The following is a 14,580-nucleotide window of genomic DNA, read 5'->3' on the forward strand; positions in this document are numbered from 1 at the left end:
TTGCGGGGCGGGCGGGGCGGCCGCTACGCCTCGGGGCTGTCGGCGCCGTCCGGGGCGTTCCCGGCCGCCGGGGCCGCCGTCTCCTCCGGGGGCGTGCCGGTGGGCGCCACGGCGTCGGCCTCCTGACCGGAGCCGTCCCGGTCCGGGTCGGTCTGGGCGTAGGGGGTGGCGCGCAGCCGCAGTCCGGTGAGGGTGAGGTCGCCGCCGTCCTCGCCGAGGACGAGGGCGGCACCGGAATCGTGGCGCACGTGCAGACGAATGTCGAGTTCGAGGTCGCCCGCGCTGACCGGGGCGGCGGTGGCGTCCCCGCTGCCGAGCGCCCGGGTGAGGAGCTCCATGAGCACGCCCAGCGCGGCCTCGGACATGGCGAGCCGGCCGGTGCGGGGGGTCAGGTCGGTCAGCAGGGACCGGACCTCCTCCGCGGCGGAGCGCCGCCAGTGGGCCGCGGCCTCGGCAGTGTCGCGGAGCCGTGCCTGCTGTGCGCTGTGGTCCTCGGCCGGGGCGAGCACACCGCGGCGCGCGGGCCGCACCGCCGAGGTGTCGGCGGCCGGGGTGTCCCACCAGCTGGCCGCCGCCGCGACGGTCTCCTCGGTGCTTCCGCCGAGGTGCCTGGCGGGGTGGAGCGCGAACGCGGCGGTGTAGAGCCGGTGCGCGGTGGCGGCGTCGGCCTGCTCGAACCAGGAGGCCAGTCTGAGCACGGCGGCGCGGCCGTGCGACGTCTCCGCACGTCGGTCCGCCGACTGCCGGATCACTGAGTCACCCACACCTCAGCAGACTAGAGACATCCCGGTCCCGTTGCCTCCCGAATCCACTGAGATCTGGCTCGCTCCTGTCCGAAATCCTGATTGTGATCCACCGATTCACCGGGGGCGGGACTCCGGGGGCGCGGCCCGCCCGGTGAGCCGCCGGACCCCGCCGCTCCCCGGTCAGCCCCGGGACCTGGCGTAGTTCCCCGAAGCCTCCCAGTCGAGGAGGGTCACGGCCTCGTCGCCGACCACCCACGCGTCGTGGTTCGGCGCGATGCGGATCGTCTCGCCCTTCGCGGCCTCGAACTCGCTGCCGTCCGCCATCCGGACGTGGAGGGTGCCGGAGAGGATGTAGCAGAAGTGGGTGTAGGTGCACAGGTCGGTGCCGGCGATCGGCTTGACGTGCTGCGACCAGCGCCAGCCCGGTTCGAAGACCGCTCGGGAGACGTCGCTGCCGTCGACGCGGAGCAGCTCCACGCGGCCCTTCTCGAAGGTGCGGACCTCGTCCGCCTCGGCGAAGGAGCGCTTCTGGGTCCGGGTCGGCGCGGCGGGCACGGCCTCCTCCCGGATCCGGATGCTGTACTGCCGCGCGATCCTGCCGCTGTGCAGGTCGAGCATGGACATGATCAGGTCCTGGGAGCTGTCCGGGTAGGTGCACCGCTGGACGTAGGCGGCGTGGTCGCCCTGGACGACGAACTCCTCGACCTCGTGCCGGATGCCCTGGTCGAAGACGTCGTGCAGGGACCGGCCTATGGCGTCGCGGCCGTGCACCGCCAACGGTTCGCCCGGCTCCCGGGTCTGGTCGACGAACACGTAGTCGGCCTCGTCGTCGAACCTGGAGAGGATCGCGTCGACGTCGCGGTGTTCGATGGCGCTGCTGAGTTCTTCCTGGAAAGTCACGGCTGCCTCCCGTCGGGTTCCTGTTGGTTCCCTCTCTGGTCAGCCTGCGTCCGGGAGTGCCCAGGGGTAACCCAAACCGGGGTCATCTCTTCGTGAAGCCCGTGATCCGGTCGGGCGCGGCGGCGGAGCGGGCCCTCGGGCCGCGGTCCCGGGTGCGGACCCCGCACCGCTCGGCGGTCGAACACGGCGAAGCGGCCTCCCCGGGAAGGAGAGGCCGCTTCTCGCGATGTGGCAGGTGTAGGGTTCGAACCTACGTAGGCTGAGCCGGCAGATTTACAGTCTGCTCCCTTTGGCCGCTCGGGCAACCTGCCTGGTGTTGCGCCCGCCGTTCGGCTTCGCGCATGAATGAGAATAGCGGACGGCGGCCCAGAGACGAAATCGGATATCGGCTCCCCGCGTCCCACGGTGTTCCCCGAGGCCGCGGGCTAAGCTCTGTCACTGCCGCGGCCGGGGCCGTGGCGTGCCACCACCCCGGCCGCGGACCGATCGCCATCCATCGGCCGGACAAGCGTCCCCGGCCCAGGAACTTGGGGGTGCGAGCAGACGTGGCTGCCGAATCCAGCTTCGACATCGTCTCCAAACTCGACCGGCAGGAGGTGGACAACGCGGTCAACCAGGCCGGCCGGGAGCTGTCCCAGCGTTTCGACTTCAAGGGGACCGGCACGACCATCTCCTGGGCTGGTGAGCAGGCGGTGGAGATCAAGTCCACCTCCGAGGAGCGCGCCAAGGCCGCGCTCGACGTGTTCAAGGACAAGCTGGTCAAACGCGGTGTCTCGCTGAAGGTCCTGGACGCCCCCGACACACCGAAGGCGTCGGGCAAGGAGTACCGCCTGCCGATCGCCCTCAAGGAGGGGATCAGCACCGAGACCGCCAAGAAGATCTCCAAGATGATCCGGGACGAGTTCCCCAAGGGCGTCAAGGCGCAGATCCAGGGCGACGAGCTGCGGGTCAGCTCCAAGAAGAAGGACGACCTCCAGGCGGTCATCGCCATGCTGAAGAAAAGCGACCTGGACGTGGCGCTGCAGTTCGTCAACTTCCGCTAGTCGTCCGCCCCGCGCCGCCGTGCGGAGCGGACGGGATCCCGCCGTTGCCGGCTTGCGGGGCGTTCCGGCTCTTCTCTGCCGGGGCGCCCCGCCCCCGGTCAGTCGTGGTTCCACCGCCTCGCCAAAGCCTGGAGGCGGTGGATGCGCTCCGGGGTGGGCGGGTGGACGGCGAAGAGCCGGCCCGCCCGCTGGCCGGCGAAGGGATGGGCGATCATCAGGTGCCCCGAGGTGAGCAGCCCCCGGTGGGCGGGCAGCGGGTGGGTGCGGGCCGTGACCTCGATCCGGTGCAGGGCGTTGGCCAGGCCGGTGGGGTCCCCGGTGAGGCGGGCGGCGGCCTCGTCCGCCTCGAACTCGCGCACGCGGCCGACCGCGGCCCGGACGACCGCCGCGGCGACGGGGCCGACCGCGAGGAAGAGCAGCCCCTCCAGCAGGCCCTGGCCGTCCTCGTCCTCGGAGTCGGCCAGCGGCAGCAGCAGGGACAGCGCGGTGAGGGACGTGATGCTCAGCGCGAGCATCGCGGCGACCGTGCCCACGACGGTGTCGCCCCTGCGCAGGTGGGTGAGTTCGTGCGCGATGACGCCGCGCAGTTCGCGCTCGTCGAGGAGGGAGAGCAGCCCGGTGGTGCAGCACAGGGCGGCGCGCCGGCGGCTCCAGCCGGTGGTGAAGGCGTTGGGGGCCCGGGTCGGCGACAGGTACAGCCGGGGCATGGGCTGGCGCGCGTCGGTGGCGAGCTCCCGGACGATCCGGTACAGCTCGGGCTGTTCGATCTCGCTGACCGGGCGGGCGTGCATCGCCCGCAGGGTCATGGTGTCGCCGAAGAGGTAGATGAGGCCGTTGACGGCGGTGACGACGACCAGCCCCAGCTTGACCCCGGTGATCCCTCCGCACACCCAGCCCAGGATGATGAGAAGTATGGAGAGACCGACCACGAGCGCCGCCGCGCGGAACGCGTTGTGCCGCACGCCCACTCCCCTCCATGCCCGTATGGCCCTGTCCACCTGCCCGGTCGGTACACCGTGACCAACGTCCGGACCCGGCTCCGGCGTTCCCCGGGACAGGCGGGGAAGTCCACGTCTCTCCGTCCCACCCCCGCCCAGCGCACGCAAACTATGATCATCTATAGTTTGGCTGTGATCTTCACTACTCGTCGCTCCAGCAGCGGGTGCGCCCTGGTCCGGCGGTGGCACGTGGACCTGCTCCGGATCAACGGCGGTCTGTGTCGCTTCTGACACCGGAACCGCGGTCCGGGAGGGTGTCGCCCGCCCGGCCCGCAACCCCCCAAACAACCCTTTTCGACATGTCCCCGTTCCGGGTTACGCGTAGGCTTCTGCAACGAAGCCTGGAGGCGAGTGCGGCCACGGCACGACCGCCGGCCGCCGTACCAGGGTGAACACCACCCCGGAACAGCGACTGAGCCGTGACGAACCAGCCACCCCTCGCCACGGTGAGACTGAGGCAACCCCAAGCCGCCACTCCAGCGTGGCGACTTCTTTAGGAGGTCGGCGATCTCAGTGCCCAAAGAGATCCAACAACTCGACCGTGTCATCATCCGCTTCGCCGGGGACTCCGGCGACGGCATGCAGCTGACCGGCGACCGGTTCACCCAGGAGACCGCGTCGTTCGGCAACGACCTGTCCACGCTGCCGAACTTCCCGGCGGAGATCCGCGCCCCGGCCGGCACGCTGCCCGGCGTGTCCAGCTTCCAGCTGCACTTCGCCGACCACGACATCATGACCCCCGGCGACGCGCCCAACGTGCTCGTCGCGATGAACCCGGCCGCGCTGAAGGCGAACCTGGAGGACGTGCCCAAGGGCGCGACCATCATCGTCAACACTGACGAGTTCACCAAGCGCGCGCTGGCCAAGGTCGGCTACGCGGCCAACCCGTTGGAGGACGGGTCGCTGGCCGACTACAAGGTCAGCCCGGTGCCGCTGACCTCGTTGACGGTCAAGGCGCTGGAGTCCTTCGACATCACCAAGAAGGACGCCGAGCGCGCCAAGAACATGTTCGCCCTGGGGCTGCTGTCGTGGATGTACAACCGTCCCACCGAGGGCACCCTGAAGTTCCTGCAGACCAAGTTCGCGAAGAAGCCCGAGATCATGAACGCCAACATCGCGGCGTTCAAGGCGGGCTGGAACTTCGGTGAGACCACCGAGGACTTCGCGGTCTCCTACGAGGTCAAACCGGCCCCGCTGCCCGCCGGCCGGTACCGCAACATCACCGGCAACCTGGCCCTGTCCTACGGGCTGATCGCCGCCTCGAAGCTGAGCGGGCTGCCGCTGTTCCTCGGCTCCTACCCGATCACCCCGGCCTCCGACATCCTGCACGAGCTGTCCAAGCACAAGCAGTTCGGCGTGCGCACGTTCCAGGCCGAGGACGAGATCGCCGGCGTGGGCGCCGCGCTGGGCGCGTCCTTCGGCGGCGCGCTGGGCGTGACCACCACCTCGGGTCCCGGCATGGCGCTGAAGGCCGAGACGATCGGCCTGGCGGTGATGACCGAGCTGCCGCTGGTGATCATCGACGTGCAGCGGGGCGGGCCGTCCACGGGCCTGCCGACCAAGACCGAACAGGCCGACCTGCTCATGGCGATGTTCGGCCGCAACGGCGAGTCGCCGCTGCCGGTGCTGGCGCCGCGTTCGCCCTCGGACTGCTTCATGATCGCGGTCGAGGCCGCCCGGATCGCCACCAAGTACCGGACGCCCGTCATCGTGCTGTCCGACGGCTACCTGGCCAACGGCTCGGAGCCGTGGCGGATCCCCGACCTCTCGGACCTGCCGAGCCTGGAGGTGGACTTCGCCCGCGAGCCCAACGGCGACGACGGGAAGTTCCTGCCGTACCTGCGCGACCCCGAGACGCTGTCCCGCCCCTGGGCGGTGCCGGGCACACCGGGGCTGGAGCACCGCGTCGGCGGTATCGAGAAGAGCGACCGGACCGGTGAGATCTCCTACTCCCCGGCCAACCACGACCTGATGGTGCGTACCCGCCAGGCCAAGGTCGACGGCATCGCGCGCGACATCGAGCCGCTGGAGGTGGACGACCCCACCGGCGACGCCAGGGTGCTGGCGCTGGGCTGGGGCGGCACCTACGGGTCGATCGCCACCGCCGTGCGCCAGGTCCGCCAGTCCGGGGCCAAGGTGGCCCACGCCCACCTGCGCTACCTCAACCCGTTCCCGGCCAACCTGGAGGAGGTGCTGGGCCGCTACGAGCGGGTGGTGGTCCCCGAGATCAACATGGGTCAGCTGGCCCTGCTGCTGCGCGGCCGCTTCCTGGTCGACGTCGTCAGCTACACCAAGGTGCGTGGCCTGCCGTTCAAGTCCGAAGAGCTGGCGGGTGTGTTGCAGGAGGTCATCGACCGTGCCGAGTGAGAACAACGGGGCCGCGTTCCGCGGTCTGAGCCTGGTGCCGCGCAGCGACACCACCTACAAGATGAAGGACTTCAAGTCCGACCAGGAGGTGCGTTGGTGCCCCGGGTGCGGTGACTACGCCATCCTCTCGGCCTTCCAGGGGTTCCTGCCCGAGCTGGGAGTGCCGCGGGAGAACATCGTGGTCATCTCCGGTATCGGCTGCTCGTCCCGGTTCCCCTACTACCTGTCCACCTACGGCATGCACTCGATCCACGGGCGCGCCCCGGCCATCGCCACCGGGCTGGCCGCCTCGCGTCCGGACCTGAGCGTGTGGGTGATCACCGGGGACGGCGACGCGCTGTCGATCGGCGGCAACCACCTCATCCACGCGCTGCGCCGCAACGTCAACCTGAACATCCTGATGTTCAACAACCGGATCTACGGGTTGACCAAGGGCCAGTACTCGCCCACCTCCGAGGCGGGCAAGATCACGAAGTCCTCGCCGATGGGCTCGCTGGACACCCCGTTCAACCCGGTGTCGCTGGCGCTGGGCGCCGGGGCGACGTTCGTGGCGCGTACCGTGGACTCCGACCGCAAGCACCTGACCGAGGTGCTGCGGGCGGCCGCCGACCATCCGGGCTCCTCCTTCGTGGAGATCTACCAGAACTGCCCGATCTTCAACGACGACGCCTTCGCCCCCGTCAAGGAGCCCGGCGAGCGGGACATGCGGGTGCTGCGCCTGGAGCACGGCCAGCCCCTGAAGGTGGGCGAGGACCGGGGCGTGGTCTTCGGCGACTACGGTCAGCTCACCGTCACCGACCTCGCCGGGGCGGGCGAGGACCGCCTGGTGGTGCACGACGCCCACCGCGCCGACCCGTCCTACGCGTTCGCGCTGTCCCGGCTGGACGAGCCGGCGTTCGAGCACGTGCCCATCGGCGTGTTCCGCGCCGTGGACGCGCCGACCTACGACACGGCCATGAACGAGCAGATCGACCAGGCCCGGGCCCGGCAGGGAGACGGCGACCTCGCCGCGCTCCTCGCCGGCAACGACACCTGGACCATCGACTAGCGGCGGAACCGCCGGCAGAGCCGTGGGCGCGCACCGCACCGGGTGCGCGCCCACGCGCGTGTCCGGACCCGCCCCGCCGCACCGGGTGTCCCGGCCCCGCCGCGGCGGGGCCGGGTACTAGCCTTTCGACCATGCGTATCGTCATCGCCGGAGGACACGGCAAGATCGCCCTGCGACTGGAACGGCTGCTGGCCGAACGCGGCGACACGCCCGTGGGTCTCATCCGCAATCCCGACCACGCCGACGACCTGCGCGCGGTCGGCGCCGAACCGGTGGTCGTCGACCTGGAGTCGACGACCGTCACCCAGTTGACCGAGAAGATCATGGGTGCGGACGCCGTCGTGTTCGCCGCCGGAGCCGGTCCCGGCAGCGGAGCCGCGCGCAAGGAGACCGTGGACCGCGCCGCGGCCGTCCTGACGGCCGACGCGGCCTCCCTGGCCGGGGTGCGCCGCTTCCTCATGGTCTCGGCGATCGGGGTGGACGAGGGGCCCGCCCCCGACGCCGACCCGGTGTGGGCGGCCTACGTCAACGCGAAGAAGGCCGCAGACGACGACCTGCGGGGACGCAGCGAGCAACTGGACTGGACGATCCTGCGTCCGGGTCGGTTGACCGACGATCCGGGCACGGGGAGGGTCCGGCTCGCCCACCGGGTGGAGCGGGGGCCGGTTCCCCGGGACGACGTGGCGGCGGTGCTCGTGGCCCTGCTCGACGCGCCCGCCACCGTCGGGCACGTCCTGGAACTGGTCGGTGGGGACACCCCGATCCGCGACGCGGTGGCCGCCGTGGGCGCCTAGGGCGTGCGGGGCGGGGGACGCACACGCCGTTTCGCGCGAACTCCTCCGCCCCGCGGTGGCTCTCAAAGGACGAAGAGGGCATCATGGGAAGACGGCCCGCAGGTCTTCTCCGCGGCGGGCGCGAATGACAGCAGCGTTCGACAGCGCTCGTCAAGGGCAGATGGGGACGGTTACAGATGAGCGTCACACAGGTCGTGAGGGACAGCACCGTCGTCGAGCACGCCAAGGTGGCGGCGCAGCAGAAACGGCGCATGTTCGTGGTCCAGCTGCGCGTCAACACCTATGACGAACCCTCCAGCAGCGTCCGTCCGGGACTGACCCGCATCCTTGAGGGCATCGAGGAGGCCGGGTGGCGGCTGGAGCAGATCTCCTACACCCAGGACGGCAACGGCGAACCCGCCCAGCTGTGCATCTTCCGCCCCGCCCCCGACGAGGCGGCCGAGAAGAAGTCCGAGGGGAACAAGGCCGAGGCGGAACAGCCGCACACCGGACAGCAGCAGCCGCACACCGGCCAACAGCAGCCCTACCAGCAGCAGGACCCGTACGCCAACTACCAGTACCCCCAGGGGCAGCAGTACGACCCGCAGCAGGGCTACGGCCAGCAGCCCTACCCCGGCTACGGCCAGCAGCCCTACCCCGGCTACGGCCAGCAGGGCTACGGCCAGCAGCCCTACCCCGGCTACGGCCAGCAGCAGTGGTGACCTCCGCGGGCGGTGCAGCGGGCTGTCCCACTGCACCGGAGTCCGCCGGGGCCCGGCCGCGCGGACGCCGCCGTGTCCGCCCCCTTCCCTGACCGCAGGAGCCCCCGTGTCCGGACCCGCCCCCGTCCTGCGTCCGGCGGCGGCCGAGGACGGCCCCGCACTCGCCCGGATCGACGCCGAGACCTGGTCGCCCGCGGTCACCCCCGCTCCCCGGTTCTCCCCCGACCGACCGTTCTTCGCCTCGTGCAGCCCCGCTGACGTACTGGTCGCCGAACTCGACGGCGACGTGGCGGGCTACGCCCGGGTGGCGCCCCACCTGCCGCTGTCCAGCGCCGCACACGTGCAGGAGCTCAAGGCGTTGGCCGTGGCCCCGGCCGCCCAGGGGCGCGGGGTGGGACGCGCCCTGCTGTACGGAGCCCGTGACCTGGCCATCCGCCGCGGCGCCCGCACACTGCTCCTGCGCGTGCTGTCCAGCAACCCGAGGGCGATCGCGCTGTACCGCTCGGCGGGGTACGAGACGGAGGGCGTGCTGCGGGGGCTGTTCCACCTGGAGGGGCGTTACGTGGACGACGTGCTCATGGCGTTGGACCTGACCGGCCCGGGGGCGTGACGGGCGGAGCCGTCACCGCCACAGGTGCCAGCGGGCCTCGGACACCTCGGTGAAGCCGAGGGTCCGGCAGGCCGGGACTCCCGCCGCCGTGGTGGCCAGCACCGCGCGGCGGTCGCCGTGGTCGGCGAGCGCCCGGGCCAGCAGCAGTCCGGCGATCCCCCGCCCCCGCTGCTCGGGCAGGGTGGTCACCGCGTAGACGCCCACCGTGGCGCCGTCGTCGTAGGTGTAGCAGGCCGCGGCCGGGACGCGCTGTCGGCGCGCCAGCCACACCCGCAGTCCGGGAACGGTGAGGGCGTGCGGCGGGAGCAGCCGTCCCGGGGCGGAGGACCACAGGTCGGGGCGGGCGAGGCCGTGCACGATGACGCCCTCGGCCGCCGCCAGCTCCTCCCGGTCCGTCACCCGCGTGATCTCCAGGTCGGCCTTGCGCGGCGCGGGCGGAACCGCTCCGGGGGAGCGGGCCATGACCGGCAGGCGCACCGTGGTGGCCCCGGCGACCCGGGGAGCGGGGAGCGTGCCGAAGGGGTCCTCGACGATCCCGGGCCCCGACGCGAGGAGTTCGGCCGCGGCCTCGGGCAGCCGCCGCAGGGGCCGCCGCGGCACGGCTCTGGTGCGGCCCAGGCGGGTCTCCCGCAGCACCACCAGTTCGGGGCTGTCGTACCGGACCTCGACGTGGTCCGGTCCCAGTCCGATCCGCCTGGCGGCGGCGTTGGCCGCGTAGCTCTCCGGCATTCCCGTCTCCGTGTCGGAACCGATCTGCTCCCCGCAGCCTAGCCCCGTGCCGGGAGGCGGACCGGGGCAGGGGACCTGCTGTGGACCGCGACTTGCACCTGACGCCGCGTCAGGTCCTAGCGTCGTTCCCGTCGCCCCCGAACGGGGCGCTACGAGGAGGAGAGCGGATGCGCGAGCACGGCGGACGGCTCTGGAAGGTCGGCGAACTGGCCCGGCTGACCGGGTTGACCGTGCGGACGCTGCACCACTACGAGCACGTGGGGGTGCTGCGGCCGGCGTCCCGCAGCCCGGCGGGGCACCGGCTCTACGACGAGGCCGACGTGCGACGGCTCTACCAGGTGCTGGCGCTGCGTGACCTGGGGCTGTCCCTGGAAGAGGTCGGCACGGCCCTGTCCGGGGACGTCGCCCTGGTCGACCTGCTGCGCGACCACCTGTCGCACGTGGACCGGCAGCTGGCCGCGCTCCGCTCGCTGCGGGACCGGCTCACCGCCCTGGTGGCCACCGCCCGCACGGCGCGCGGGCTGCGCCCCGACGACCTCCTCGGTCTGATGGAAGAGGTGACCAAGGTGGAAGAGACCATCCGCAACTACTACTCCGAGGAGCAGCTCGCCTACCTGGAGCGGCGCCGCCAGGAGCTCGGCGAGGAGGTGATCGCCTCGGTCGAGGCCGAGTGGCCGCGGCTCATCGCGCAGGTGCGGGCCGAGATGGAGGCCGGCACCGACCCGGCCGACCCGAAGGTGCGGGCGCTGGCCGGGCGCTGGATGGAGCTGGTCGGCATGTTCCACGGCGGCGACGAGGGGGTCCGCGACTCGCTGTACCGGATGTACCAGGACCACAGCGAGGACATCGCCGCACAGTACGGCGGTCCCACACCCGACATGATCGCCTACGTCCAGCGGGCGCTCGACGCGTCCGCGTCCTGACCCGGTCTCCGCCCGCACGTCAGGCGGGCGGGGGCCGCTCCCCGGTGTCCCGCTCGTCCCGGGCCTGCCGGGCGCTCCTGGCGGTGTCGAACAGCAGCTGCAGCACGCCGCCCAGCACCACCAGGTTGAGCAGCATCTGCACCGTCACGATGACACGGGCCACCGGGGACACCGGGACGATGTCGCCGAAGCCGACCGTGGTGAACACCGTGACGGCGAAGTACAGCGCGTCGAGCCTGCTGAGCGGTTCGGAGAAGGCGTCGGCAGCCACGAAGGACTGCAGGTGGTAGACGGTCGCGAAGGCGATGAGGAACAGCGGGACCACGACCCCGGCCGCCGCCATGCCCCGGATCCCGGGGTACCTGGCCCGGGAGACGGCGTACACCTGCCAGACCACGACGACGGTGAAGACCGCGAGCATGCCGCCCAGGCGCAGCAGCGGCGCGGCCACACCGCGCTGCGGGTCGACCGGCACGACGACGTAGGCGACCAGCAGCGCCGTGTCCGCGACGAGGACGCCCAGCGCGGCCCGGGCGAACGCCGCCGCCCGCTGGCGGAACGGGAGGTCGCCCGGCGTGAGCGCGCTCATCCGCTTCCCTCCCCGTTACGGGCGCCCCCTTCCGGGCACGGTGTTTCTCGGGCCGGTGACCGGGACGGGAGGAGCGGGCGGCTCATGCCCCGAGTGAACCACCCGGCTCCGGCACCGCCGGGGAGGCTGCGGCGCGCGTGTCGGGCCGGCGTGTCACACCCGCGGCCGCCGCACACGTCCTGACAGATGTGAACGCTGAGATCTTCGAAGAACACCGCGGCCTCCTCACCGGGGTGGCCTACCGGATCCTGGGCAGCGCCGCCGACGCCGAGGACGTCGTGCAGGAGGCGTGGTTGCGCTGGTCCGGAGTGTCGCTCGCGGACGTGGCCGAGCCCCGCGCCTACCTGATCAGGGTGGTCTCCCGGCTGGCGATCGACCGGCTGCGGCAGGCGGCGGCGCGCCGGGAGACGTACGTGGGGCCGTGGCTGCCCGAACCGGTCAGTACCGAGGGAGACCTGGCCGAACGCGCCGAACTCGCCGAATCGGTGGAGTTGGCGCTGCTGGTGGTGCTGGAGACGCTCTCACCGCTGGAACGCGCGGTGTTCGTGCTGCGGGAGGCGTTCGCCCTGCCGTACGCGGAGATCGCGCGGGCCGTGGGCCGCTCCGAGGCGGCCGTCCGCCAGTTGGCGCGACGGGCCCGCGACCACGTCCGGGACCGCAGGCCCCGGTTCGAGGTGGACCGGACGCGGCGGCGGCAGCTCACCGAGCGGTTCGCCGCCGCCTGTCTCGACGGCGACCTGGAGGGCCTGACCGGGCTGCTCGCCCGCGACGTCACCCTGGTCAGCGACAGCGGCGGCCGGGCCAAGGCCCCGCTGCGGGTGATCACCGGAGCGGACCGGGTCGCCCGGTTCTTCCTCGGGGTCGCCAGCGAGCGGAACCTGCACCGGCTGCTGGAGCCGTTCGGCGCGGCCCCGGACGCGCTCGCCGTCTCGGTGGCGGAGGTCAACGGCGGGCCGGCGGTGGTGGTCACGGTCTCGGGCCGCCCGGTCTCCGTGGTGTCCCCCGTCGTCGTGGACGGGCGCGTCCAGACGGTCTACCTCATCACCAACCCGGAGAAGATGTCACATCTGCGGCTGCCCGATCCGTCCCGGTGACATGAACACCATCACTGTCATCGGCGGCGGGCTCGCCGGGCTCACCGCCGCCATCGCAGGTGCCGAGCGCGGCGCCGAGGTCACCCTGTACGAGGCGCACCGGTCGCTGGGCGGCCGGGCGCGTTCCACCGCCGCACCCTACGTCGCCAACGACGGGCCGCACGCCCTGTACCGCGACGGCGCGCCCTTCGCCTGGCTGGCGAAGCGGGGACTGGTCGGGCCGCTGGCCCGGCCCGGGCTGCGGGAGCTGTCCCGGACGAGGTTCCGGGTGGGCGGGAGGTCCACCCGGCGGCCGCCGCTGCCGCTGCTGCGGGCGGTCCTCCGGCGCGGGCTGCCGGCCCCGGTGGACCGCGACCTCGCCTCGTGGGGGGCCGAACGGTTCGGTGTCGAGGGGGTCCGCGCGGTGGCCGGGATGCTGGGCGTGGTCACCTTCGACTCCGATCCGGGACGGCTGTCGGCGGCGTTCGCCTGGGAACGCTTCGTCCGGCTCACCGCTCCCCGGCCGGCCGCCGGCTACCCCGTCGGGGGGTGGCAGGCGCTGGTGGACCGGATGGCCGAGCACGCGCGCGGCCTGGGCGTGCGCATCGTGACCGGGACCCGCGTCGACCGGGTCGACTTCGGCGGGCCGACCATCGTGGCCACCTCCCTGGACGCGGCCCGCACGCTGCTGGGGGACGATTCACTGCGCTGGGAGAGCGGCAGGTCCCTGCTGGTGGACCTGGCCCTGCGCGGCCGTGAGGGCGACCCGTTCCTCGTCTTCGACCTGGACGAGGGGGGTTTCCTGGAGCAGAACTCCGCCGTGGACCCCTCCGCCGCGCCTCCCGGCGAGACCCTGTTCCAGGCGCAGCTGCCCGCGCGTCCGGGGGAGTCCCGCCAGTCGGCCACCGCCCGGCTGGAGCGGCTGGTCGACACCGTGCTGCCCGACTGGCGGCACCGCCTGACCTGGCGGCGCGACCAGATGATGGCGGGCCGCAGCGGCGCGCTGGACCTGCCCGGGTACACCTGGCGGGACCGGCCCGCCATCGACCGGGGCGACGGCGTCTACCTGGCCGGGGACCAGGTGGCCGCCCCGGGGCTGCTCGGTGAGGTGTCGGTCGCCAGCGCCCTGGCCGCCGCCCGGGCGGCGGTGACCCGCACTCCGGTGCGCGTCGCCTGAGCGGTCCTCCCGGTTTCCCGGACCGGTCCACGCCGCTGCTGCGCGCGGGCCGGGGCGGAAGGCTCCGGCCCGCGTCCCGGTTCGGCTGTGGACGTCCGGCCGCCGGCCCCTCCGACGGCAATGGAGCGGCGGACGGGGCTCCCGCGGCCCGCGGGGTCATCCCCCGGTGCGGGCGACTCCGATCGGGCAGGTCGCGCCGGTACCGCCCACGCCGCAGTAGCCGTTGGGGTTCTTGGCGTCCGACAGGTACTGCTGGTGGTAGGGCTCGGCGAAGTAGAACGGGGTGGCCGGGGCGATCTCGGTGGTGATGGGGCCGTACCCCATCCGGGTCAGGACCGGCTGGAAGGCGTCGCGGCTGGCCTCGGCGGCGGCGCGCTGCGCCTCGTCGTGGTAGAGGATCATCGAGCGGTACTGGGTTCCCACGTCGTTGCCCTGGCGCATGCCCTGGGTGGGGTCGTGGCCCTCCCAGAAGACCTTGAGCAGGTCGGTGTAGGAGATGCGGTCGGGGTCGAAGACCACCCGTACGGCCTCGGTGTGGCCGGTGAGGCCGCTGCAGACCTCCTCGTAGGTGGGGTTGGGGGTGTAGCCGCCCGCGTAGCCGACGGCCGTGGTGATGATGCCGTTCTCGGCGCCCAGCCGCCAGAAGGTGCGTTCCACGCCCCAGAAGCAGCCCATGCCGAACTCGGCGATCTGGGCGCCTTCGGGGTAGGGCGGGGCCAGCGGGGTGTGCAGGACCTCGTGGCGTTCGGGGACCGGCATCGGGGTGTCGCGACCGGGCAGCGCCCTGTCCCGGTCGACCATCGTCGTCTTCATGAAGCCGAACATGGTTTCAGGCTATCCGCGCCGTCCAACGGCCGCCGGGGACCGCAGGACCGCACACCC

At 72.4% G+C, this 14,580-nt stretch carries 15 protein-coding genes and 1 tRNA gene; 9 read left to right on the plus strand and 7 right to left on the minus strand.

The features are described from left to right. Positions 1 to 23: 23 nt before the first annotated feature. The 3 genes from FOF52_RS13820 to FOF52_RS13830 form a co-directional block, all read right to left on the minus strand. Positions 24 to 764 (minus strand): DUF2397 family protein, encoded by a 741-nt coding sequence (locus FOF52_RS13820; RefSeq protein ID WP_248590363.1) that lies wholly within the window; start codon positions 762 to 764, stop codon positions 24 to 26. 162 nt (positions 765 to 926) lie between these two features. Further along, a complete protein-coding gene (locus tag FOF52_RS13825) occupies positions 927 to 1,646 on the minus strand; it encodes a nuclear transport factor 2 family protein (protein ID WP_248590364.1) in 720 nt (239 codons plus the stop codon). Positions 1,647 to 1,875: 229 nt separating this feature from the next. Then, positions 1,876 to 1,957 (minus strand) — tRNA-Tyr (locus FOF52_RS13830). Positions 1,958 to 2,191: 234 nt separating this feature from the next. Here FOF52_RS13830 and FOF52_RS13835 point away from each other — a divergent pair. Beyond that, the gene (locus FOF52_RS13835) at positions 2,192 to 2,689 is read left to right on the plus strand and encodes a YajQ family cyclic di-GMP-binding protein (protein ID WP_248590365.1); all 498 of its coding nucleotides are present in this window, start codon (positions 2,192 to 2,194) and stop codon (positions 2,687 to 2,689) included. Positions 2,690 to 2,787: 98 nt separating this feature from the next. On the opposite strand, the gene FOF52_RS13840 is transcribed toward FOF52_RS13835, so the two are convergent. After that, complete coding sequence (locus FOF52_RS13840; protein ID WP_248590366.1) at positions 2,788 to 3,651, minus strand: M48 family metalloprotease; 864 nt, start codon at positions 3,649 to 3,651, stop codon at positions 2,788 to 2,790. A gap of 549 nt (positions 3,652 to 4,200) precedes the next feature. Between FOF52_RS13840 and FOF52_RS13845 the strand changes: the two genes are divergently transcribed. The 5 genes from FOF52_RS13845 to FOF52_RS13865 all read left to right on the plus strand — a co-directional run bounded on the left by FOF52_RS13845 (position 4,201) and on the right by FOF52_RS13865 (position 9,207). Beyond that, positions 4,201 to 6,054: a 2-oxoacid:acceptor oxidoreductase subunit alpha gene (locus FOF52_RS13845; protein WP_248590367.1), complete on the plus strand. Its 1,854-nt coding sequence runs from the start codon at positions 4,201 to 4,203 to the stop codon at positions 6,052 to 6,054. Then, positions 6,044 to 7,102: a 2-oxoacid:ferredoxin oxidoreductase subunit beta gene (locus tag FOF52_RS13850; RefSeq protein ID WP_248590368.1), complete on the plus strand. Its 1,059-nt coding sequence runs from the start codon at positions 6,044 to 6,046 to the stop codon at positions 7,100 to 7,102. The genes FOF52_RS13845 and FOF52_RS13850 overlap by 11 nt, the downstream gene beginning before the upstream one ends. Before the next feature lie 131 nt (positions 7,103 to 7,233). Beyond that, positions 7,234 to 7,896: an SDR family oxidoreductase gene (locus tag FOF52_RS13855; protein ID WP_248590369.1), complete on the plus strand. Its 663-nt coding sequence runs from the start codon at positions 7,234 to 7,236 to the stop codon at positions 7,894 to 7,896. 176 nt (positions 7,897 to 8,072) lie between these two features. Then, positions 8,073 to 8,597, plus strand: a complete 525-nt coding sequence (locus FOF52_RS13860) for a hypothetical protein (protein ID WP_248590370.1) — start codon at positions 8,073 to 8,075, stop codon at positions 8,595 to 8,597. 106 nt (positions 8,598 to 8,703) lie between these two features. Continuing rightward, entirely contained in the window at positions 8,704 to 9,207 is a 504-nt protein-coding gene (locus FOF52_RS13865) for a GNAT family N-acetyltransferase (protein WP_248590371.1), read from the plus strand. A gap of 12 nt (positions 9,208 to 9,219) precedes the next feature. Here the strand turns inward: FOF52_RS13865 and FOF52_RS13870 are convergent, their stop codons facing one another. After that, on the minus strand, positions 9,220 to 9,936 hold the full coding sequence (locus FOF52_RS13870) for a hypothetical protein (RefSeq protein ID WP_248590372.1): 717 nt from the start codon (positions 9,934 to 9,936) through the stop codon (positions 9,220 to 9,222). Between the two features lie 167 nt (positions 9,937 to 10,103). On the opposite strand from FOF52_RS13870, the gene FOF52_RS13875 reads away from it, so the two are divergent. After that, positions 10,104 to 10,859 carry a MerR family transcriptional regulator gene (locus FOF52_RS13875; protein ID WP_248590373.1) on the plus strand — a complete coding sequence of 252 codons (756 nt, stop codon included), beginning with the start codon at positions 10,104 to 10,106 and terminating at the stop codon, positions 10,857 to 10,859. A 19-nt stretch (positions 10,860 to 10,878) separates the two neighbouring features. Here the strand turns inward: FOF52_RS13875 and FOF52_RS13880 are convergent, their stop codons facing one another. Next, positions 10,879 to 11,448 (minus strand): potassium channel family protein, encoded by a 570-nt coding sequence (locus FOF52_RS13880; RefSeq protein WP_248590374.1) that lies wholly within the window; start codon positions 11,446 to 11,448, stop codon positions 10,879 to 10,881. A gap of 188 nt (positions 11,449 to 11,636) precedes the next feature. On the opposite strand from FOF52_RS13880, the gene sigJ reads away from it, so the two are divergent. Then, positions 11,637 to 12,542 carry an RNA polymerase sigma factor SigJ gene (gene sigJ, locus FOF52_RS13885; protein WP_248590375.1) on the plus strand — a complete coding sequence of 302 codons (906 nt, stop codon included), beginning with the start codon at positions 11,637 to 11,639 and terminating at the stop codon, positions 12,540 to 12,542. A 1-nt stretch (position 12,543) separates the two neighbouring features. Further along, positions 12,544 to 13,698, plus strand: a complete 1,155-nt coding sequence (locus FOF52_RS13890) for a phytoene desaturase family protein (protein ID WP_248590376.1) — start codon at positions 12,544 to 12,546, stop codon at positions 13,696 to 13,698. 156 nt (positions 13,699 to 13,854) lie between these two features. Here FOF52_RS13890 and msrA read toward each other — a convergent pair whose 3' ends face one another. Continuing rightward, positions 13,855 to 14,523: a peptide-methionine (S)-S-oxide reductase MsrA gene (gene msrA, locus FOF52_RS13895; protein WP_248590377.1), complete on the minus strand. Its 669-nt coding sequence runs from the start codon at positions 14,521 to 14,523 to the stop codon at positions 13,855 to 13,857. Positions 14,524 to 14,580 lie beyond the last annotated feature (57 nt).

This window comes from Thermobifida alba, assembly GCF_023208015.1.
Classification (GTDB): Bacteria; Actinomycetota; Actinomycetes; order Streptosporangiales; family Streptosporangiaceae; genus Thermobifida; species Thermobifida alba.

What these genes read in the sequence shown, in the direction of transcription:
- FOF52_RS13855 (WP_248590369.1), top strand. Translation starts at nt 7,234, where the DNA reads ATGCGTATCGTCATCGCCGGAGGACACGGCAAGATCGCCCTGCGACTG.
- FOF52_RS13860 (WP_248590370.1), top strand. Translation starts at nt 8,073, where the DNA reads ATGAGCGTCACACAGGTCGTGAGGGACAGCACCGTCGTCGAGCACGCC.
- FOF52_RS13870 (WP_248590372.1), bottom strand. Translation starts at nt 9,936, where the DNA reads ATGCCGGAGAGCTACGCGGCCAACGCCGCCGCCAGGCGGATCGGACTG.
- FOF52_RS13875 (WP_248590373.1), top strand. Translation starts at nt 10,104, where the DNA reads ATGCGCGAGCACGGCGGACGGCTCTGGAAGGTCGGCGAACTGGCCCGG.
- FOF52_RS13880 (WP_248590374.1), bottom strand. Translation starts at nt 11,448, where the DNA reads ATGAGCGCGCTCACGCCGGGCGACCTCCCGTTCCGCCAGCGGGCGGCG.
- FOF52_RS13890 (WP_248590376.1), top strand. Translation starts at nt 12,544, where the DNA reads ATGAACACCATCACTGTCATCGGCGGCGGGCTCGCCGGGCTCACCGCC.
- msrA (WP_248590377.1), bottom strand. Translation starts at nt 14,523, where the DNA reads ATGTTCGGCTTCATGAAGACGACGATGGTCGACCGGGACAGGGCGCTG.